Origin of the sequence: Citrobacter europaeus (assembly GCF_037482245.1) — a bacterium.
GTDB classification, from domain to species: domain Bacteria; phylum Pseudomonadota; class Gammaproteobacteria; order Enterobacterales; family Enterobacteriaceae; genus Citrobacter; species Citrobacter europaeus.
Map to the genome: position 1 here is coordinate 1647171 of NZ_CP148084.1, position 19823 is coordinate 1666993.

Annotated in this window: 15 protein-coding genes; 5 read left to right on the forward strand and 10 right to left on the reverse strand. The window is 52.9% G+C overall.

All coding sequences use genetic code 11. The features are described from left to right. Positions 1–2: 2 nt before the first annotated feature. Positions 3–1142: a UDP-4-amino-4-deoxy-L-arabinose aminotransferase gene (gene arnB, locus WHR59_RS07540; protein WP_043017030.1), complete on the reverse strand. Its 1140-nt coding sequence runs from the start codon at positions 1140–1142 to the stop codon at positions 3–5. 282 nt (positions 1143–1424) lie between these two features. Further along, positions 1425–1850: a nucleoside triphosphatase NudI gene (gene nudI / locus WHR59_RS07545; protein WP_043017029.1), complete on the reverse strand. Its 426-nt coding sequence runs from the start codon at positions 1848–1850 to the stop codon at positions 1425–1427. 317 nt (positions 1851–2167) lie between these two features. Here nudI and WHR59_RS07550 point away from each other — a divergent pair, with 317 nt between their 5' ends. Together WHR59_RS07550 and WHR59_RS07555 are read left to right on the forward strand one after the other, a co-directional pair. After that, a complete protein-coding gene (locus tag WHR59_RS07550; RefSeq protein ID WP_043017028.1) occupies positions 2168–2710 on the forward strand; it encodes a YfaZ family outer membrane protein in 543 nt (180 codons plus the stop codon). Between the two features lie 79 nt (positions 2711–2789). Then, positions 2790–3986, forward strand: a complete 1197-nt coding sequence (locus WHR59_RS07555) for a nicotinamide mononucleotide deamidase-related protein YfaY (RefSeq protein ID WP_338843779.1) — start codon at positions 2790–2792, stop codon at positions 3984–3986. Positions 3987–4024: 38 nt separating this feature from the next. On the opposite strand, the gene WHR59_RS07560 is transcribed toward WHR59_RS07555, so the two are convergent. From WHR59_RS07560 to glpA, 4 genes are all read right to left on the reverse strand, one after another. Further along, positions 4025–4954, reverse strand: a complete 930-nt coding sequence (locus tag WHR59_RS07560) for an Rpn family recombination-promoting nuclease/putative transposase (protein ID WP_338843780.1) — start codon at positions 4952–4954, stop codon at positions 4025–4027. A 185-nt stretch (positions 4955–5139) separates the two neighbouring features. Beyond that, entirely contained in the window at positions 5140–6330 is a 1191-nt protein-coding gene (gene glpC, locus WHR59_RS07565) for an anaerobic glycerol-3-phosphate dehydrogenase subunit GlpC (RefSeq protein ID WP_172863199.1), read from the reverse strand. Then, entirely contained in the window at positions 6327–7586 is a 1260-nt protein-coding gene (gene glpB, locus WHR59_RS07570) for a glycerol-3-phosphate dehydrogenase subunit GlpB (RefSeq protein WP_172863198.1), read from the reverse strand. The genes glpC and glpB overlap by 4 nt, the downstream gene beginning before the upstream one ends. Continuing rightward, positions 7576–9204, reverse strand: a complete 1629-nt coding sequence (gene glpA / locus WHR59_RS07575; RefSeq protein WP_172863197.1) for an anaerobic glycerol-3-phosphate dehydrogenase subunit A — start codon at positions 9202–9204, stop codon at positions 7576–7578. Before glpA ends, glpB begins: the two co-directional genes overlap by 11 nt. Positions 9205–9474: 270 nt before the next feature. Here glpA and glpT point away from each other — a divergent pair, with 270 nt between their 5' ends. Continuing rightward, on the forward strand, positions 9475–10833 hold the full coding sequence (gene glpT, locus WHR59_RS07580; RefSeq protein ID WP_047409846.1) for a glycerol-3-phosphate transporter: 1359 nt from the start codon (positions 9475–9477) through the stop codon (positions 10831–10833). Positions 10834–10836: 3 nt separating this feature from the next. Further along, positions 10837–11904 (forward strand): glycerophosphodiester phosphodiesterase, encoded by a 1068-nt coding sequence (glpQ, locus tag WHR59_RS07585; protein WP_043017021.1) that lies wholly within the window; start codon positions 10837–10839, stop codon positions 11902–11904. Between the two features lie 172 nt (positions 11905–12076). Here glpQ and yfaE read toward each other — a convergent pair whose 3' ends face one another. The 4 genes from yfaE to ubiG form a co-directional block, all read right to left on the reverse strand. Continuing rightward, on the reverse strand, positions 12077–12331 hold the full coding sequence (gene yfaE / locus WHR59_RS07595; RefSeq protein WP_043017020.1) for a ferredoxin-like diferric-tyrosyl radical cofactor maintenance protein YfaE: 255 nt from the start codon (positions 12329–12331) through the stop codon (positions 12077–12079). Then, a complete protein-coding gene (gene nrdB / locus WHR59_RS07600; protein WP_043017019.1) occupies positions 12331–13461 on the reverse strand; it encodes a class Ia ribonucleoside-diphosphate reductase subunit beta in 1131 nt (376 codons plus the stop codon). Before nrdB ends, yfaE begins: the two co-directional genes overlap by 1 nt. 111 nt (positions 13462–13572) lie before the next feature. After that, entirely contained in the window at positions 13573–15858 is a 2286-nt protein-coding gene (gene nrdA, locus WHR59_RS07605) for a class 1a ribonucleoside-diphosphate reductase subunit alpha (RefSeq protein ID WP_043017018.1), read from the reverse strand. 418 nt (positions 15859–16276) lie between these two features. After that, entirely contained in the window at positions 16277–17005 is a 729-nt protein-coding gene (gene ubiG / locus WHR59_RS07610) for a bifunctional 2-polyprenyl-6-hydroxyphenol methylase/3-demethylubiquinol 3-O-methyltransferase UbiG (RefSeq protein WP_043017017.1), read from the reverse strand. 158 nt (positions 17006–17163) lie between these two features. Here ubiG and gyrA point away from each other — a divergent pair, with 158 nt between their 5' ends. Further along, a complete protein-coding gene (gene gyrA, locus WHR59_RS07615; RefSeq protein WP_047409857.1) occupies positions 17164–19800 on the forward strand; it encodes a DNA topoisomerase (ATP-hydrolyzing) subunit A in 2637 nt (878 codons plus the stop codon). Positions 19801–19823: the final 23 nt, after the last annotated feature.

Consider the following 19823-nt stretch of genomic DNA (forward strand, 5'->3'; position numbering starts at 1 on the left):
GGTTATTGTCCTGCAATCTCGCGAAGTGCCGTAATCACCCGCTGGGTGTCCGCTTCGGTCATGTCGGGGAATAGCGGCAGCGAGCAGATGCGCGCGCTGTTCCATTCAGTATTTGGGAGCGAAAGGGTAGTGAAGCGTTCGCGGTAATATTTTTGCGTATGGGCCGCACGAAAATGCAGACCAGTACCGATATTTTTGGCCTTTAGCGCCTCCATCAGGGCATCTCTGCTCAGGCCACAGCGCGCTTCGTCAACGCGAATGATGTACAGATGCCAGGCGTGAACGTGCGACCACTGGGGCAGGCCCAGCGGTTGAAACGGGGTATCGGCCAGCGCCTGTTGATATTTCTGGGCAATTTGCGCCCGGCGTGAATTCAGTTGTCCCAGCTTATTCAGCTGTACCAGCGCGATGGCGGCATTGATATCTGTGAGGTTGTATTTGTATCCTGGCGCAAGTACTTCGGCCTGCGGCGCCCGGCCATAGGTTTGTCGATCAAATGCATCGACGCCCAGACCGTGAAACTTCAGGCTGCGAAGACGCTGGGCAAGCTGACTGTCGTCGGTGACGATTAGCCCACCTTCTGCACAGGTGATATTTTTGATGGCGTGAAACGAGAAGATTGCCGTGCCGCGCGCGCCGACATGGCGACCCTTATACAACGTCCCTACGGCGTGAGCCGCATCTTCTATAACCGGAATGCCGTAGCGCTCGCCAATGGCATAAATTGCGTCAAGGTCGGCGGGGGCGCCTGCGTAATGTACCGGAATAATGGCTTTGGTACGCGGGGTGATAGCGGCTTCAATTTGCTCCGGCGTGACCATCAGCGTATCGCGGTCGACGTCGATCATGACCGGCGCCGCACCCAGCAAAACAATCATGTTGAGGGTCGAAACCCATGTCATTGACGGCGTAATGACCTCATCGCCTGCGCCTATGCCCAGCGCCATCAACGTGATGTGCATCCCTGCCGTAGCGGAGCAGACGGCGACGGCGTGCTGATTTCCGGTGAGCTGACAGAATGCTTCTTCCAGTTGTTGGTTTTTCGGGCCGGTGGTTATCCATCCAGAGTCCAGAACCGTCTTCACAGCGGCAAGTTCTTCAGCGCCCATGGTCGGGCGAGAGAAAGGCAAAAAGTCAGACATCATTATTCCTTCAAGCCATTTAACGCCACCGAAGTTTTATTTTTCGTGATAAACAGGGGGCGTTAATTATTTAATCAGGCTTCAAAGGTTAATGACTGAAGGTTAATTTATCCTTAAGAGTTTAAGGTTTGAAATTCAAAGATAAAAAGAGGGAGCGGTGATTTATTTGTTTGAATATAAAGTGTTTTTAGTCTTCATGGCGGTAATGACCTCTGTTGCTGAATGCTGAGAACAATACCGCTATTGTGCACATTGTTTATATTACGTTTAAACTTGTGGGATTTACAGTAACCCTTTCAAAGTTAACGTTTTACGCGTGGCGATATTTAAGTCGTAGGTGCGGAGATCTTCCGCTTTAACCCAGGCGAATGCCTGGAACTCTTCGTTAATGTTCACTTCGCGATTCGCCGCCACACAATCGAAGATGAGATAAATCATATAAATCTCTTCCTGGCTGCCATCGGCATAAGTTTTGGTACGAATATCGTCACTAAAGGTCCATGGCGTAATTTCTGATAACACCAACTGTTCACCCAGTTCTTCTCTCACTTCCCGGCGCAAAGCTTCTTCGATGCGTTCGCCTGGTTCAACACCGCCGCCAGACAGCGCCCACTGACCGGGAAACACACCGCGGTCGTCAGCCATTTTGCACAGCAAATAACAGCCATCGTTTTCAATTAATGGGCAAACAATCGTTCTTTGGCGCATAAGTTCAGTCCTTTAGGGGAGGTAGAAAAAAATTCCATCATGCACGCATCTTACCTTTTGCTGACGCTAGAAAAAATGCTTCATCAATGAATAACGCCACTTTGGCTGGGAAAACAGGATGTTTGTTGAAAACGGCCATTTGCTACGTTCACATGTATAAATGACACAAGAATTTAACCTTATCCACATCTTCTGAGTAGTATTTAGTTACAATATGTCGTTGCATCGCTTTTTTAGCTCATTGATTCCTCGTCATCTGACAGTACAATTCACCGGTTTTGGGGCTATGTTTTGATTCTTGCTGGAAAGGATAGAAAATGAAAAAAAGTTTAATGTTGGGTTTTGCCGGAATGCTGTTTTTTTCCGCGTCGGCGAGCGCGATTAGCATCAGCGGCCAGGCGGGCGAAGACTACACCAACCTGGGTTTCGGTATGGGTACTGAGACCACCGGTCTGGCTGTCAGCGGTAACTGGATGCATAACGATGACGACGGTGATGTTGCCGGACTGGGCCTGGGTCTGAATATCCCACTGGGTCCACTGTTAGCGACCGTTGGCGGTAAAGGCGTTTATACCAATCCAAACGATGGTGATGAAGGTTATGCGGCGGCGGTAGGGGGCGGTTTACAGTGGCCGATCGGCGACAGCATTCGTCTGTTTGGTGAGTACTATTACTCGCCGGATTCGCTTTCCAGCGGTATCGACAGCTATGAAGAAGCGAATGCCGGTGCGCGTCTGACTATCCTGCGCCCGCTAAGCATTGAAGCCGGCTATCGCTATCTGAACCTGGCGGGTAAAGACGGCAACCGTGATAATGCGATTGCTGACGGCCCGTACGTTGGGGTTAATGCCAGCTTCTGATATTTCTGGCGCGGCGTTCAGTCGCGCCTTCCCCCCTCCATGCGTTATAGTGTTTTCATCATAAAAGCAGGAGAACACGATGTTAAACGTGGAGATGTTATCCACCGGGGATGAAGTGTTGCACGGACAAATCGTCGACACCAATGCCGCCTGGCTGGCCGATTTTTTCTTTAATCAGGGTTTACCGCTAACGCGTCGCAACACGGTAGGTGACAATCTTAACGATTTGGTCGCCGTCTTGCGTGAGCGTAGCGAACATGCCGATGTACTGATCGTTAACGGCGGTCTGGGGCCAACCAGCGATGACTTGAGCGCGCTGGCGGCGGCAACGGCAAAAGGCGAAGGGCTGGTGCTGCATGATGCATGGCTCGCCGAGATGGAGCGTTATTTCCGCGATCGTGGACGCGTAATGGCGCCGAGCAACCGCAAACAGGCTGAACTTCCTGCCAGCGCGGAGTTTATCAATAATCCGGTGGGGACCGCGTGCGGGTTTGCCCTGAACCTTAACCGCTGCCTGATGTTCTTTACGCCGGGTGTACCATCTGAATTTAAAGTCATGGTTGAGCATGAAATCCTGCCGCGTTTGCGTGAGCGTTTTTCGCTGTCTCAACCTCCGCTATGCCTGCGATTAACCACTTTTGGTCGCTCAGAAAGCGATCTGGCGCAAAGCCTGGACCCGCTGCCATTGCCTCCGGGAGTGACAATGGGCTACCGCTCCTCAATGCCGATTATTGAGCTGAAGCTGACTGGACCGGATTCCCAACGCGAAGCGATGCTGGCGCTGTGGCCCGAAGTTAAGCGGGTTGCCGGGCAGAATATGATTTTCGAAGGTACGGAAGGTTTGCCCGCGCAAATCGCCCGCACATTGCAGGAACGACAATACAGCCTGACGCTGAGCGAACAATTCACCGGTGGTCTGGTGGCGCTACAGCTTTCGCGTGCAAATGCTCCTTTGTTGGCAAGTGAAGTGGTGCCTCCCCAGGAAGAAACGCTGGCGCAAACGGCGCATTGGGTAACCGAGCGACGAGGCAATCACTATGCCGGGCTGGCACTGGCGATATCGGCTTTCGAAAACGAACATATTAACTTTGCGTTGGCCACGCCTAACGGGACGCATGCCTTACGCGTACGGTTGAACGCTAATCGCTACAGCTTGCCGATTCGCCAGGAAGTGTGCGCGATGATGGCCCTCAATATGCTGCGCCGTTGGCTCAACGGCCAGGATGTTGCCAGCGAGCACGGCTGGATCGAAGTCGTTGAGTCGCTCACGATTTAATGATTGATAGGGAAGGCTACAAACCTTCCCTGTCTGACTCATTTGGTGACATCGTCAGGCAATAGCCCGGTAATTAACCGAATCAAATCCCTATCAATTCCATTTTCCAGCATCATGCGCGCGATGCGTAAGGCTTCTTCTTGTGTACCTTTGCGTACTCCTTGCGCTAATCCTTGTTCAATTCCTTGCTGTAGCCCATTGTGGTGACCTTCCTGTTTCAGCCTCTCTGCTATTGTCATTAACCTCTCCTTGTTATGTGGGGAACGTTCGGCAACTTCATGGATAAATCCGCTGACGTGAGAAGCGTCACCGTACCGTAGCAGATAATTAAATAGCGTTTGCAACTGGCTGTCATTAGCGGTGCTTGTAACTAAAAGCGAGACCAGACGGTCCACCAGCCCCATCAAATCACGATCGCGAATATGTTTTTGCATTAATTCAAGCAACGCGACGCGCCGATGCTGCGCAATCTCATCGTCCGGTATTACGGTGATGTCCACCAGCGGGAAAGCCTCTGAATACAGTTGTCGTGCCAGTTGCGGGCAGTCAAATTCATCCAGCCAGTTGAGTGACCAGGGGTAGGGACTTTGCTGGCCGTGATAAAACAACATGGGAACGACCAGTGGCAGCGTTTTATTTCCAGCATCAAGATGATGCTGCATCGCAGCAATAGCATAACGCATCAGGCGAAATGCCATATGCTGTACCGCTGTACTCTGATGTTCAATAACACAATAGATATATCCCTGACCTTCGCGTGTTTTTAGTGACCACAATACGTCTGAGTAGTAAGCACGGAGATCCTGTTCGATAAAACTGGTGGACTCCAGCTTCAGCGTTTGCATATCGCATATCTCACGTAATGCGACAGGGAGGTGAATATCCAGAAAATCCCGAGCCATCTCGGGGTAAGACATTATCTTTTTAAAAACCGCATCGTGCGGTGTAGGTGTGGTGGATTTAGCCATGGTAGTCCGTCACCAGAAAGAGAAGATGGCGTGACGGTATCCGCTTCTAACATGCGTTGCATGTGGAGAATGGGGGCTTTGCGTAGATGAATCAGAGATAAATACGTCCAATTGCAACGTATTCAGTTAAGCGGAACATGATGCGCAAAAATGCCCGGTAAGCAGGACGCCACCGGGCAACAGAGTTAACCCAATGCTTTGGCAAGCAGGGTGATCGGATGTTCACAGCGAAGGCTTGTAGACATCTCAATCTGCCATTTGCAGGTTTCACAGTCGGTGACGACGATATCAGCGCCGCTTTCTTCAATCTGGCGGAATAACGGTGCGCCAATGGATTGCGATGTCGGGTAGTTTTCCTTTTTAAAGCCGTATGTTCCGGCGATTCCGCAACACTGAGAATCTAACACCGTCAGCTCCAGTCCCGGAATTTGGCGCAGCAGCTCCAGCGTGTAGAGCGTCCAGCCCATTTTCTCCATATGGCAAGGCGTGTGATAGACCACTTTCAGCGGCAGCGTTTTCAACGGTAGCGTTTTGCCTTCATCCAGCTTGCGCCACAGCCAGCGGGTTGCCAGTTCAATGTGCTCGCGCAGGCCTGAGTTATCGACATCCAGCACTTCCGGATATTCATCACGCAGCGCAAAGGTGCAGGTGGATGAGGTGGCGATCACCGGAATGCCCTTGCCATCAATCGCTTCCCTAAGCGAAGCCACGTTGCTCACCGCCTGCTTACGCGCTTTATCGGTAAAGCCGTTGGCAATCAGCGGCACGCCGCAGCATTTCTCTTTGCTCAGCAGTTGCACCCCGGTTCCCATCGCGTTCAACACCTTGATCAGATCTTTGCCGAGCTGGGGATGGTTGTAATTCACAAAACAGCCATGGAAAAAGGCGACTTGATCCGGATACTGCGCCTGCTGTGCGGCAACGCTGCGATACCAGCGGCGGAAAGTACCAAAGGAGTACTTCGGCAGCGTACGGCGATGATCGATTTTTAGCGCGTAATCCAGCAGCTGACGCACCGGTTTTAGCGAGGTGGCGGTATTCACTATCGGGGCGAAGGGGGTGGATACGCTACCCATCAAATCGGTATGGCTCAGGACAAAGTTACGTAACGACGGACGTGTAGTGTCGTATTTGGCGCGCGCGCGCTGGATGATATCGCCAATTTTCACGTCTGACGGGCAAGCTACTTCACAACGCTTACAGTTAATGCAGTATTTCAGCGCATCGTCATATAACGCGCCATCTTTCAGGCGCAGACGCTCACCGTCCGGGCCGGCCTGTTTAGGACCAGGGTAGTTCGGATTGACGCGACTTACCGGGCAGGCCGTGGTGCACACCGTGCATTTGATACAACTTTCAAAACGTGTGTCGCTCATTGCTGGCCTCCTGCACGTTTCGCAATATGATGTGCGGCATGTAAAGCGCTGACAGCGCACACGCCGCCTCCGCAACCCTGGGCGATAGGGTCGAATCCGCCGAGAACGGAACCGATGGCATACATGTTCTCTATCGTTTGTCCCGCCAGTGACGGGCGTAATCCGGCATCGGTCGTAACACCAAACTGTTGCCATGGTTGTGGGTCGAAGACGTCACGCTGATACCACTCGGCGCGAGTGGTGGTTTGCTGTACATCCAGCCCGAGGATCGGTTCATAGATAGCCTCACGCGTGGCGACCAGTCCACTGCTGAAGAAGCTGCCGCTGGCGAGCACGGCGAAGCGTGGTCGCAAAGGAATATCGGCATGATTACGGGTCCAGATTTCGCTGACCACGCCATCCTGACAGGTGATTTTCTTCACTTCATCACCCGGCATCCAGACGCCGCCCTGACGCACAAACTTGCGCTGCAATTTGTTGTGTAAACGCATACCCAGAACCGAAGGCGGTAGGGTCGGTAGCAGCGACAGCGAGCAGGGGAGGCGCTCGTTAAGCCATTGCCAGAGTCGTTCATCTGCCAGACCGAAGCAGGCTGGCATGATTATCATGTCGCAGGTTTTTGCGACCGGTAATAAAGCGTCATAGAGTAGTGACCATTTATCTTCGTTATCCAGCAGGCGCGCTATATTGACGGCGCGAAACTCGGTTGGGTTATCACGCAGGACGTCCAGCTCAGGCAGGTCGATTTCTGCCGTCTCGACGCTGAGATTGCGTTGACGAAGTGAGGCCGCGGCCAGATGTGCCTGGAAATCCAGTAAGCCGCTAATACCTACCACGCAGATACGCTGCGCAGGCAGCGGCCAGACCGGAACTTCCGGGGAACTTAACCAGGTTGAGCGCAGTGTTCCCAGCGGGGTTACGCGTTGATGTGACTGATGTACCTTGCCCTGCAAATGGGTCCCGCATTCTTCCAGCAGATTTTGCGCCTGCTGGGCCAGTTCCAGAACGTTGTGGGTTCCGATGGTGCTATACGGATGCGCTGGTGCCTGAGTGCGCAGCGCATTCAGGCCCGCTTCTATATCGGTCACCGGTTGGCCATCGGGTAAGTTACTGAGCAAATCCAGTGAGCCGGAGGAAAAATGCAGGGCACTTTGGCCGCGCGTGACAATCGTGCAGCGTAAACCGCTTTTTTGCAGTTGCAGGCCGCACAGCAGTCCGGCCAGACCGCCGCCGATAATGACGGTATCAAATTTCATCCTGGTGCTCCTTTTCCAGACCGCACAATCCCTGATAGACCCAGCGCGTGAATTCGCTTTCGCGCAGCGCATCTCCCCAGGCGATAGGCTGCACGCCTTTCCAGCGCTCGTTGAGGAAATCGGAAAGCTGGGTGATAGATTGCGCGGCGGTGGTGACATTAAAACGTTGCAGCAAACCTGCGGCGCGACAGGCACATAATTCGCCCTGGCAGGTCCCCATTCCAACACGGGTACGGCGACGCAAATCCAGCAGACTGTTGACGGTTAAATTTTCGACGGCGTATTGCACTTCGCCTGCAGTGACCGCTTCGCATTCACAGACCAGGCTGCGGTGTTGACGACCTTCACTAAGCCACGCAGGGGTGCGATCGCCGTGGCGGTAGACCGCCGAGCCGCGCAGTGGTGCGGGCAACGAGATCACGCGTTTAAGCGTATGCTCGGTAGAATCCTGTGAGCCAGGCAGCGCGGTGTCTGCCGTTGTACAAGGTTGGGTATTACCCAGCTTACGGCAAACCGCATCGGTAGCCCATTCCGCCATCAGGCGGTAGGTCATCAGTTTGCCGCCGGTAATGGTGATAAATCCCTCCAGTCCGTCACGCCCTGCATGATCGAACAGCACAATTCCGCGGCTGACGTTACGTCCACTTGGATCGTCGTCACTGGCCACCAGCGGACGCACACCTGAGTAGGCGCGTAAAATGCGCGTTTTCGCCATAATCGGCGCCAGTTTCTCACCTTCACGCAGCAGAATATCGACCTCTTCTGCGGTGACGCGGTTGCTGTCTATATCGTCGTAATCAATGTGCTGCGAGGTAGTACCGATTAGCGAAATGGTATCACCGGGCACCAGAATATCGGCGTCAGACGGCTTACGGCAGCGGTTGATGACATGCTGGTTAATACGATGATCCATAATCAGCAGTGAACCTTTGGCCGGAAACATACGGATGCTCAGATCGGCATATTCCGCGATGCGCTGGCCCCAGATCCCGGCGGCGTTGACCACTACTGGCGCATGCAGGGACTGCATCTCACCCGTAAGATGGTTACGCACGTTAACGCCGCAAACCGTTGCCCCTTCGCGAATCAGTCCCGTCACTTCATGGGCCGTTAAGATAACCGCGCCATGCTCACGCGCATCCAGCATGTTGGCGGCGGTTAAGCGGAAAGGATCAACCGTGCCGTCCGGCACTTTTACCGCACCAATCAGCTGTGGGTTAACGGAGGGTTCGATAATGCGGGCCTGCTGAGGGTCGATCGCTTCTGCGCGAATACCGGCCTCTTCACAGGCGCGAATAAAGGTAGCCTGAAAGGAGAGCTCATCCTCCGGCAGGGTAATAAACAGACCGTCCGTCGGCTCAACGCAATGACGGGCGATACGTTTCAGAATTTGGTTTTCGCTGATGCACTCACGGGCAGATTCAGCATCGGTGACGGCGTAGCGCGCACCGCTGTGCAGCAGGCCGTGGTTACGTCCGGTCGCCCCTGTGGCGATATCGTGGCGCTCCACTAAGATGACGCGCAACCCGCGCAGTGCACAATCACGTGCGATCCCTGCACCAGTTGCTCCTCCACCAATGATAATCACGTCACTTGTTTGCGAGTCGCGAGTTTTCATTGTTTTTCCTCACAGTTCGTTTTTTATCATTTAGCCACATAAAAAACATGGATTGTTTGATTTCGCGCATAATCGCTCATTATTCGAAAATGAAACGTGATTTCATGCGCTTTTATGAACATTTGTCATAAATCTGTAACAATATGTGCTGCGTTTCACATTTTTGTTATGTATCTTTCCTTAACATCGCGGCCACACTGGGAGCGGTAGGGTAGTAATGACGAACTGCAGTGTTTACTTCGAATGAAAGACGGCCACGGAGGCTACACTATGTTGAGCATTTTTAAACCAGCGTCACACACGGCGCGTTTGCCTGCAGCGGAGATCGACCCGACATATCGTCGATTACGTTGGCAGATTTTTCTGGGGATATTTTTTGGTTATGCCGCGTACTATCTGGTACGTAAGAACTTTGCCCTTGCGATGCCGTATCTGGTTGAGCAAGGCTTTTCGCGTGGCGATCTGGGTTTTGCCTTGTCCGGTATCTCCATTGCTTATGGATTTTCGAAATTCATCATGGGATCCGTCTCGGATCGCTCGAATCCGCGCGTTTTCCTGCCAGCGGGTCTGATACTGGCCGCCGCTGTGATGTTGTTTATGGGCTTTGTGCCGTGGGCGACGTCGAGCATTGCGATTATGTTTGTGCTGCTGTTCCTCTGCGGATGGTTCCAGGGAATGGGGTGGCCGCCGTGTGGTCGTACCATGGTGCACTGGTGGTCGCAGAAAGAGCGTGGGGGCATAGTTTCCGTCTGGAACTGTGCGCACAACGTGGGCGGCGGTCTGCCTCCTCTGTTGTTCCTGCTGGGCATGGCCTGGTTTAATGACTGGAAAGCGGCGCTGTACATGCCTGCTTTCGGTGCGATCGTCGTCGCGCTGTTTGCTTTTGCTCTGATGCGCGACACGCCGCAATCCTGTGGCCTGCCGCCTATCGAAGAGTACAAGAACGACTACCCGGACGATTACAACGAGAAAGCGGAAGAAGAGCTGACTGCGAAGCAGATCTTCATGCAATACGTACTGCCGAACAAACTGTTGTGGTACATCGCTATCGCCAACGTGTTTGTTTATCTGCTGCGCTACGGCATCCTCGACTGGTCACCGACCTATCTGAAAGAAGTGAAGCATTTCGCACTGGATAAATCTTCCTGGGCCTACTTCCTGTATGAATATGCGGGTATTCCGGGCACGCTGCTGTGTGGCTGGATGTCGGATAAAGTCTTCCGTGGCAACCGTGGTGCGACCGGCGTGTTCTTTATGACGCTGGTGACGATTGCGACCATCGTTTACTGGATGAACCCGGCAGGAAATCCGAACGTTGATATGGCTTGTATGATTATCATCGGCTTCCTGATCTACGGCCCGGTCATGCTGATTGGTCTGCACGCGCTGGAACTGGCGCCGAAAAAAGCGGCGGGTACGGCGGCAGGCTTCACCGGACTGTTCGGTTATCTCGGCGGTTCTGTGGCGGCGAGCGCCATTGTCGGCTACACCGTTGACTTCTTCGGTTGGGACGGCGGCTTTATGGTGATGATTGGCGGTAGCGTGCTGGCGGTAATTCTGCTGGTGGTCGTTATGATTGGCGAAAAACGTCATCACGAAGAGATGGAACTGAAGCGTAACGGGGGCTAATAGATGAAAACCACATTGAAAAGTCTCAGCGTAGCGCTAATGCTGGCAGGTATGGTGGTTAGCAGCGCAGCGGTTGCCGCTGATAAAATCGTGATTGCGCACCGTGGCGCCAGCGGTTATCTACCGGAGCATACGCTGCCTGCGAAAGCGATGGCCTATGCTCAGGGCGCAGATTACCTGGAACAGGATTTGGTGATGACCAAGGACGACCATCTGGTCGTCCTGCATGACCACTATCTTGACCGCGTCACCGATGTTGCCGAGCGTTTCCCGGATCGCGCGCGTAAAGACGGGCGTTATTACGCTATCGACTTTACGCTGGATGAGATTAAATCGCTGAAATTTACCGAAGGCTTTGATATCGAAAATGGCAAAAAGGTCCAGACCTACCCAGGGCGTTTCCCGATGGGTAAATCTGACTTCCGCGTACACACTTTCGAAGAAGAGATTGAGTTTGTTCAGGGATTAAATCATTCAACCGGTAAAAACATCGGTATTTATCCGGAAATGAAAGCACCGTGGTTCCATCATCAGGAAGGGAAGGACATTGCGGCTAAAACGCTGGAAGTACTGAAAAAGTACGGGTATACCGACAAGAACGACAAGGTCTATCTGCAGTGTTTTGATGTCGCAGAGTTAAAGCGCATTAAGAATGAGCTGGAACCGAAGATGGGGATGGATCTCAATCTGGTACAGTTGATTGCGTACACTGACTGGAATGAAACACAGGAGAAAAAGCCGGACGGCAGTTGGGTTAATTACAACTACGACTGGATGTTTAAACCGGGTGCCATGAAGCAGGTTGCGCAGTATGCGGACGGCATTGGGCCGGACTACCACATGCTGGTTGATGAGAAGTCGAAGAAAGGCAATATCTTGTTAACTGGCATGGTACAGGATGCGCATCAGAACAAGATGGTGGTGCATCCTTATACCGTTCGTGCCGATCAGTTGCCGGATTACACTACTGACGTAAACCAGTTGTATGACATTCTGTATAACAAGGCGGGCGTTGACGGGCTGTTCACCGACTTCCCCGACAAAGCAGTGAAGTTCCTGAATAAAGAGTAATGGCACAAGGCCTGTGACGCACCTCCGGTCACGGGCCTTATAGGATGAAACGTTATAAACCGCTAGATAAGGCCGTCTGCTGTCAACGTTTTCATACCTGCCTGCAGGAGAAATAAAGAGCTGCCGTTCACCGGCGGCTCTTTTGTCAGTAACGATTTTTCCCCACGATGCGTTACATTTCTATTTCAATATCGCCGTTTGCCCGACAGCAGCAGGGCAAAATTTCACCTGGTTGAATGAAGGCCAGAGGTTCGGCAATCCAGTCGACCTGGCCCGCTACCAGGCGGGTACGACAGGAGCCGCAATAACCTGCACGGCACTGATATTCTACTTCGACATTGTGCGATTCGAGCGCAGCAAGCAGGGAAGGGTGTTCATCCTGGCACAGCAACTGTGTGCCAGAGATGCGCAGAGTAACGCGGCCCATCAGAGCTGGAAGTTACTCAGATCGTCAGTATCAACTTCCGAGTCAATCTGCCCAACCAGATAGGAGCTGACTTCCACTTCCTGCGGCGCAACCTGCACGTTATCAGACACCAGCCAGGTGTTGATCCATGGGATTGGGTTAGAGCGCGTCTGGAACGGCAAATCGAGCCCGACAGCCTGCATACGAATGTTGGTGATGTACTCAACGTACTGGCACAGGATATCTTTGTTCAGGCCAATCATTGAGCCGTCACGGAACAGATAATCTGCCCACTCTTTTTCCTGCAGCGCGGCCTGGACGAACAGGTCATAGCACTCTTGTTTGCACTCTTCGGCAATTTCCGCCATTTCCGGATCGTCCACGCCGCTGCGCAGCAGGTTCAGCATATGCTGAGTACCGGTCAGGTGCAGCGCTTCATCACGGGCGATCAGACGAATAATTTTCGCGTTGCCTTCCATCAGTTCACGTTCAGCGAAGGCGAAGGAGCAGGCGAAGCTGACGTAGAAGCGAATGGCTTCCAGCGCGTTAACGCTCATCAGGCACAGGTACAGCTTCTTCTTCAGCTCACGCAGGTTAACGACAACCGTTTTACCGTTGACCGTATGTGTGCCAACGCCCAGCAAATGCCAGTAGCTGGTCATCTCGATCAATTCGTCGTAGTAGCTGGAAATGCCTTCCGCGCGTTTCTGGATCTGTTCGTTGGTGACGATATCGTCAAACACCACCGCCGGATCGTTCACAATGTTACGAATAATATGAGTATAAGAACGGGAGTGGATCGTCTCAGAAAACGCCCACGTTTCCACCCAGGTTTCCAGCTCAGGGATCGAGATTAACGGCAGCAGCGCTACGTTTGGGCTGCGTCCCTGAATGGAGTCCAGCAACGTCTGATACTTAAGGTTGCTGATGAAGATATGCTTTTCATGTTCCGGCAGCGCCTGGAAGTCGATGCGATCGCGAGAAACATCGACCTCTTCCGGACGCCAGAAGAAAGAGAGCTGCTTTTCGATCAGCTTTTCGAAGATGTCATATTTTTGCTGATCGTAGCGGGCAACGTTCACCGGCTGGCCGAAGAACATCGGCTCCAGAAGTTGGTTATTTTTCGTCTGTGAAAAAGTGGTGTATGCCATTGATGTGAATCCTTTGTGGGATGAGCGCCGGATGCGGTATAAAAACCTTATCCGGCCTACAAACCGTGCAATCGTAGGCCGGGTAAGCGTAGCGCCACCCGGCAACATTCATCAGATCTTACATGCGCCGCTTTCGCAGCCGTCGTCCTGAATGGACGGTACCAGATCGTCCTGAGAATCTTCCGCACCGTCACGGGTGTTCTGATAATACAGCGTTTTGACACCAAATTTGTAGGCGGTGAGCAGGTCTTTCAGCAACTGCTGCATCGGCACTTTTCCGGACGGGAAACGTGACGGATCGTAGTTGGTGTTGGCGGAAATCGACTGATCGATAAATTTCTGCATGATACCTACCAGCTGCAGATAGCCGTCGTTGTTTGGCATTTCCCACAGCAGTTCGTACGCGTCGTGCAGGTGTTCGTAGTCCGGCACGACCTGGCGCAGAATACCGTCTTTCGACGCTTTGATGCTCACGTAGCCGCGCGGCGGTTCAATACCGTTGGTGGCGTTGGAGATCTGCGAAGAGGTCTCGGACGGCATCAGCGCAGACAGCGTTGAGTTACGCAGACCGTGCGTCTTGATGGATTCACGCAGCTGTTCCCAGTCCAGATGCAGCGGCTCGTTGGCAATAGCATCGAGATCCTTTTTATAGGTATCGATCGGCAGAATGCCCTGGGAGTAAGTCGTTTCGTTAAACCACGGGCACGCGCCTTGCTCTTTTGCCAGCTCGTTAGAGGCTTTCAGCAGGTAATACTGAATGGCTTCAAAGGTTTTGTGAGTCAGGTTGTTCGCGCTGCCGTCAGAATAACGCTTACCGTTTTTCGCCAGCCAGTAGGCGTAGTTGATCACGCCAATACCCAGCGTACGACGGCCCATCGCGCCGCGTTTGGCGGCAGGAATTGGATAGTCCTGGTAATCGAGCAGCGCATCCAGCGCGCGCACCGCCAGTACGGCCAGCTCTTCCAGCTCGTCCAGGCTATTGATAGCGCCGAGGTTAAATGCGGACAGCGTACACAGCGCAATTTCGCCGTTTTCGTCGTTAACGTCGGTCAGCGGTTTGGTCGGCAGGGCGATTTCCAGGCACAGGTTTGACTGGCGCACCGGCGCGACAACCGGATCAAACGGGCTGTGGGTGTTGCAATGGTCAACGTTCTGGATGTAGATGCGGCCGGTAGAGGCACGTTCCTGCATCATCAGGGAGAACAGTTCGACCGCTTTCACGCGTTGCTTGCGAATGCTGTCGTCGTTTTCATATTTGGTGTACAGACGTTCAAACTCGTCCTGGTCGGCGAAGAACGCATCATACAGGCCCGGGACGTCGGACGGGCTGAACAGTGTGATATCGCCGCCTTTCAGCAGACGGGTGTACATCAGTTTGTTGATCTGTACGCCGTAGTCCATGTGACGCACGCGGTTGCCTTCAACGCCACGGTTGTTTTTCAGGACCAGCAGGCTTTCAACTTCCAGGTGCCACATTGGGTAGAACAGCGTGGCTGCACCGCCACGTACGCCACCCTGGGAACAGGATTTTACCGCGGTCTGGAAGTGCTTGTAGAACGGAATACAGCCGGTGTGGAACGCTTCACCGCCGCGGATCGGGCTGCCCAGTGCGCGGATGCGACCGGCGTTGATACCGATACCGGCGCGCTGAGAAACGTATTTCACAATCGCGCTGGAGGTGGCGTTGATGGAATCCAGGCTGTCGCCGCACTCGATCAGCACGCAGGAGCTGAACTGACGAGTAGGGGTGCGCACGCCGGACATAATCGGCGTAGGCAGCGAAATTTTAAACGTAGAAACGGCGTCGTAGAAACGTTTTACATATTGCAGACGTGTTTCGCGCGGATAGTTAGAGAACAGGCAGGCCGCTACCAGTATGTAGAGGAACTGCGCGCTTTCATAAATCTCACCGGTAACACGGTTTTGTACCAGGTATTTGCCTTCTAACTGCTTCACCGCCGCGTAGGAGAAGGTCATATCCCGGTCGTGTACGATGAACGAGTCCATCTGCTTGAACTCTTCTTCCGTATAGTCTTCCAGCAGATGATTGTCGTATTTGCCCATTTCAACCATTTTCACGACATGGTCGAACAGTTTCGGCGGTTCAAACTCGCCGTAGGCTTTTTTGCGCAGATGGAAAATTGCCAGGCGAGCAGCCAGGTACTGATAATCTGGCGCTTCGCGGGAGATCAGATCGGCGGCAGCTTTAATGATCGTTTCATGGATATCGGAGGTCTTGATACCGTCATAAAACTGAATGTGGGAGCGCAGCTCGACCTGAGAAATCGATACGTTATTCAGTCCTTCTGCCGCCCAATCCAGAACTCGGTGGATTTTGTCGAGATTGATGCGCTCTGTACTACCATCACGCTTTGTCACCAGCAGACTCTGATTCATGTGGTTTTTTACCTGTCCGTGAAAGAAAAAATATCCCCCATATTATCCACAAAGTCATGTTGTGACTAAGTCTGTGGATAAATACTATATGTAGGGGTTGTTTGATAAAGTAGACGCTATATGGTGAGTATTCTAGTAGGGATTCTTTTCAGTACAAGAGTTGATTTTGAGGTTAAATTGAGGTTGCAAAAGGGTAATAATCGCTAAGTGCGCGTCTTATAAGGCCTGGCGAGGATGTCAATAATTGAGAAAAAAAATAGAAAATTTGATCGAGTGCTGATTTCTTCATCTAAGGCGAAGAAAGTTCTTATGATCTGGCACAGGATTTGTAAGCCTGATAAGCGGAGCGTCATCAGGCATTGTTCCCGTGAGCATGCCGGATAGCGGCGTTGACGCCTTATCCGGCCTACAGGAGAGGTTAATCAACCCTGGCGGTAGTGTGCACCATATAATTCACATCAACCCCTGGGCCGAGTTTAAAGCTGTTGGTGATCGGGTTGTAGTGCAGGCCGGTCATATGACGCTCTTTCAGCACGGTCTGGTCAACCCACTCCAACAGTTCAGCGGGCTTAATGAATTTTTTCACATCATGGGTGCCTTTTGGCACCATACGCAAAACATATTCCGCTCCAACTACGGCCATCAGCCAGGATTTGCCGTTACGATTAAGCGTGGAGAAAAACACTTCGCCGCCCGGTTTGACCAGTCTGGCGCAGGCCCTGACCACCGACTGCGGGTCCGGCACGTGTTCTAACATTTCCATGCAGGTCACAACGTCGTACTGATGCGCATGTTTTTCCGCGTGTTCTTCAACGGTTTCTTGTACGTATTCCACCTGGATGCCGCTCTCCAGCGCATGAAGTTTTGCTACCTGTAACGGTTCAAAACCCATGTCCAGCCCGGTGACGGTTGCGCCCTCGCGCGCCATGCTTTCCGCCAGAATGCCGCCGCCGCAGCCGACGTCGAGTACCTTTTTACCAAACAGGCCGCCTGAGCGCTCAGTAATATAGCCCAGACGCAGTGGGTTAATACGGTGCAGTGGCTTAAATTCACCCTCAAGATCCCACCAGCGTGACGCGACTGCTTCAAACTTGGCAATTTCTTCATGGTCAACGTTGTGAGTTACCGGGGGTTTTTCGGCATTCATTGGGGCTTCTACTCCTAAATTTGCGATGCAAATGAGTATATCAGCCTGGCGGGATGAATAAAGCCTCTGTCTGGGGGAATCCATTTACCTGAATCTGTGCGAATGTGTTATAATTTGCGACCTTTGAATCCGGGATACAGTAGAGGGATAGCGGTTAGATGAGCGACCTTGCGAGAGAAATTACACCGGTCAACATTGAGGAAGAGCTGAAGAGCTCGTATCTGGATTATGCGATGTCGGTCATTGTTGGCCGTGCGCTGCCGGACGTCCGAGATGGCCTGAAGCCGGTTCACCGTCGCGTACTTTACGCCATGAACGTATTGGGCAACGACTGGAATAAAGCCTATAAAAAATCTGCCCGTGTCGTTGGTGACGTAATCGGTAAATACCACCCTCATGGTGATACCGCCGTTTACGACACCATTGTTCGTATGGCGCAGCCATTCTCCTTGCGTTACATGCTGGTAGATGGTCAGGGTAACTTTGGTTCTGTCGATGGCGACTCCGCAGCGGCGATGCGTTATACGGAAATCCGTATGTCGAAAATCGCCCATGAGCTGATGGCTGACCTGGAAAAAGAAACGGTTGATTTCGTCGATAACTACGACGGCACCGAACAAATTCCTGACGTCATGCCGACCAAAATTCCTAACCTGCTGGTGAACGGTTCGTCCGGTATCGCGGTAGGTATGGCAACCAACATTCCGCCGCACAACCTGACGGAAGTGATCAACGGCTGTCTGGCATACATTGACGATGAAGACATCAGCATTGAAGGGCTGATGGAACATATTCCGGGTCCGGACTTCCCGACCGCCGCGATCATCAACGGTCGTCGTGGTATTGAAGAAGCCTACCGTACCGGCCGTGGCAAAGTGTACATTCGCGCCCGCGCAGAAGTCGAAGCGGATGCCAAAACTGGCCGCGAAACCATCATCGTCCATGAAATTCCGTATCAGGTGAACAAAGCGCGCCTGATCGAGAAAATCGCCGAGCTGGTAAAAGACAAACGCGTTGAAGGTATCAGCGCGCTGCGTGACGAGTCTGACAAAGACGGTATGCGCATCGTGATTGAAGTGAAACGCGACGCGGTCGGGGAAGTGGTTCTGAACAACCTTTACTCCCAGACTCAACTGCAGGTTTCCTTCGGTATCAACATGGTTGCTCTGCACCATGGTCAGCCGAAGATCATGAACCTGAAAGATATTATCGCCGCGTTCGTACGTCACCGCCGTGAAGTCGTAACCCGCCGTACTATCTTTGAACTGCGTAAAGCTCGCGACCGTGCACACATTCTTGAAGCACTGGCGATTGCGCTGGCGAACATCGATCCGATCATCGAACTGATCCGTCGTGCGCCGACTCCGGCAGAAGCGAAAGCAGCGCTGGTCGCGCGTTCGTGGGAGCTGGGCAACGTTTCTGCCATGCTGGAACGTGCCGGTGATGACGCCGCGCGTCCTGAGTGGCTGGAGCCGGAATTTGGCGTGCGTGATGGTCAGTACTACCTGACTGAACAGCAGGCCCAGGCGATTCTGGATTTGCGTCTGCAGAAACTGACTGGCCTTGAGCATGAAAAACTGCTCGACGAATACAAAGAGCTGCTGGAGCAGATCGCTGAACTGCTGCACATTTTGGGCAGCGCCGATCGTCTGATGGAAGTTATCCGTGAAGAGATGGAGCTGATTCGCGAGCAGTTCGGCGACGAACGTCGTACCGAAATCACCGCGAACAGTGCTGACATCAACATCGAAGATCTGATTAGCCAGGAAGATGTTGTCGTGACCTTGTCTCATCAGGGTTACGTGAAATATCAGCCGTTAACCGATTACGAAGCGCAGCGTCGTGGCGGTAAAGGCAAATCTGCAGCACGTATTAAAGAAGAAGACTTTATCGACCGCCTGCTGGTGGCTAACACCCATGATACGATCCTCTGCTTCTCCAGCCGTGGTCGTTTGTACTGGATGAAGGTTTATCAGCTGCCGGAAGCGAGCCGTGGCGCGCGTGGACGTCCAATCGTCAACCTGCTGCCGCTGGAAGCGAACGAGCGTATCACCGCAATTCTGCCGGTACGCGAGTACGAAGAGGGTGTTAACGTCTTCATGGCAACCGCCAGCGGTACCGTGAAGAAAACGGCGCTGACCGAGTTCAGCCGTCCGCGTTCTGCCGGTATCATTGCGGTTAACCTGAACGAAGGCGACGAACTGATTGGCGTTGACCTGACGTCCGGTAGTGACGAAGTCATGCTGTTCTCTGCCGCGGGTAAAGTTGTGCGCTTTAAAGAAGATGCCGTTCGTGCAATGGGTCGTACCGCGACCGGCGTACGTGGTATCAAACTGGCGGAAAGCGACAGCGTGGTATCGCTGATCGTTCCACGCGGTGAAGGCGCAATTCTGACCGTTACCCAGAACGGCTACGGTAAACGTACGGCGGCGGAAGAGTATCCGACCAAGTCTCGTGCGACCCAGGGCGTTATCTCCATCAAAGTCACCGAGCGCAACGGTTCCGTTGTTGGCGCAGTGCAGGTTGAAGATACCGACCAGATCATGATGATCACCGATGCAGGTACGCTGGTGCGTACTCGCGTGTCGGAAATCAGCGTAGTAGGGCGTAATACCCAGGGCGTGATCCTCATCCGTACTGCGGAAGATGAAAACGTAGTGGGTCTGCAACGCGTGGCTGAACCTGTTGATGATGAAGAGCTCGACTCCATCGACGGCAGTGCTGCTGAAGGGGACGAGGATATCGCGCCTGAAGCGGAAAGCGATGACGATGCAGCGGACGACGCTGAAGAGTAATTGAGATGTTATAAGGGGGCCGG

Bases quoted from the DNA above. Each gene is read 5' to 3' on its own strand.
- arnB (WP_043017030.1), bottom strand. From the start codon at position 1,142: ATGTCTGACTTTTTGCCTTTCTCTCGCCCGACCATGGGCGCTGAAGAA.
- nudI (WP_043017029.1), bottom strand. From the start codon at position 1,850: ATGCGCCAAAGAACGATTGTTTGCCCATTAATTGAAAACGATGGCTGT.
- WHR59_RS07550 (WP_043017028.1), top strand. From the start codon at position 2,168: ATGAAAAAAAGTTTAATGTTGGGTTTTGCCGGAATGCTGTTTTTTTCC.
- WHR59_RS07555 (WP_338843779.1), top strand. From the start codon at position 2,790: ATGTTAAACGTGGAGATGTTATCCACCGGGGATGAAGTGTTGCACGGA.
- WHR59_RS07560 (WP_338843780.1), bottom strand. From the start codon at position 4,954: ATGGCTAAATCCACCACACCTACACCGCACGATGCGGTTTTTAAAAAG.
- glpC (WP_172863199.1), bottom strand. From the start codon at position 6,330: ATGAGCGACACACGTTTTGAAAGTTGTATCAAATGCACGGTGTGCACC.
- glpB (WP_172863198.1), bottom strand. From the start codon at position 7,586: ATGAAATTTGATACCGTCATTATCGGCGGCGGTCTGGCCGGACTGCTG.
- glpA (WP_172863197.1), bottom strand. From the start codon at position 9,204: ATGAAAACTCGCGACTCGCAAACAAGTGACGTGATTATCATTGGTGGA.
- glpT (WP_047409846.1), top strand. From the start codon at position 9,475: ATGTTGAGCATTTTTAAACCAGCGTCACACACGGCGCGTTTGCCTGCA.
- glpQ (WP_043017021.1), top strand. From the start codon at position 10,837: ATGAAAACCACATTGAAAAGTCTCAGCGTAGCGCTAATGCTGGCAGGT.
- yfaE (WP_043017020.1), bottom strand. From the start codon at position 12,331: ATGGGCCGCGTTACTCTGCGCATCTCTGGCACACAGTTGCTGTGCCAG.
- nrdB (WP_043017019.1), bottom strand. From the start codon at position 13,461: ATGGCATACACCACTTTTTCACAGACGAAAAATAACCAACTTCTGGAG.
- nrdA (WP_043017018.1), bottom strand. From the start codon at position 15,858: ATGAATCAGAGTCTGCTGGTGACAAAGCGTGATGGTAGTACAGAGCGC.
- ubiG (WP_043017017.1), bottom strand. From the start codon at position 17,005: ATGAATGCCGAAAAACCCCCGGTAACTCACAACGTTGACCATGAAGAA.
- gyrA (WP_047409857.1), top strand. From the start codon at position 17,164: ATGAGCGACCTTGCGAGAGAAATTACACCGGTCAACATTGAGGAAGAG.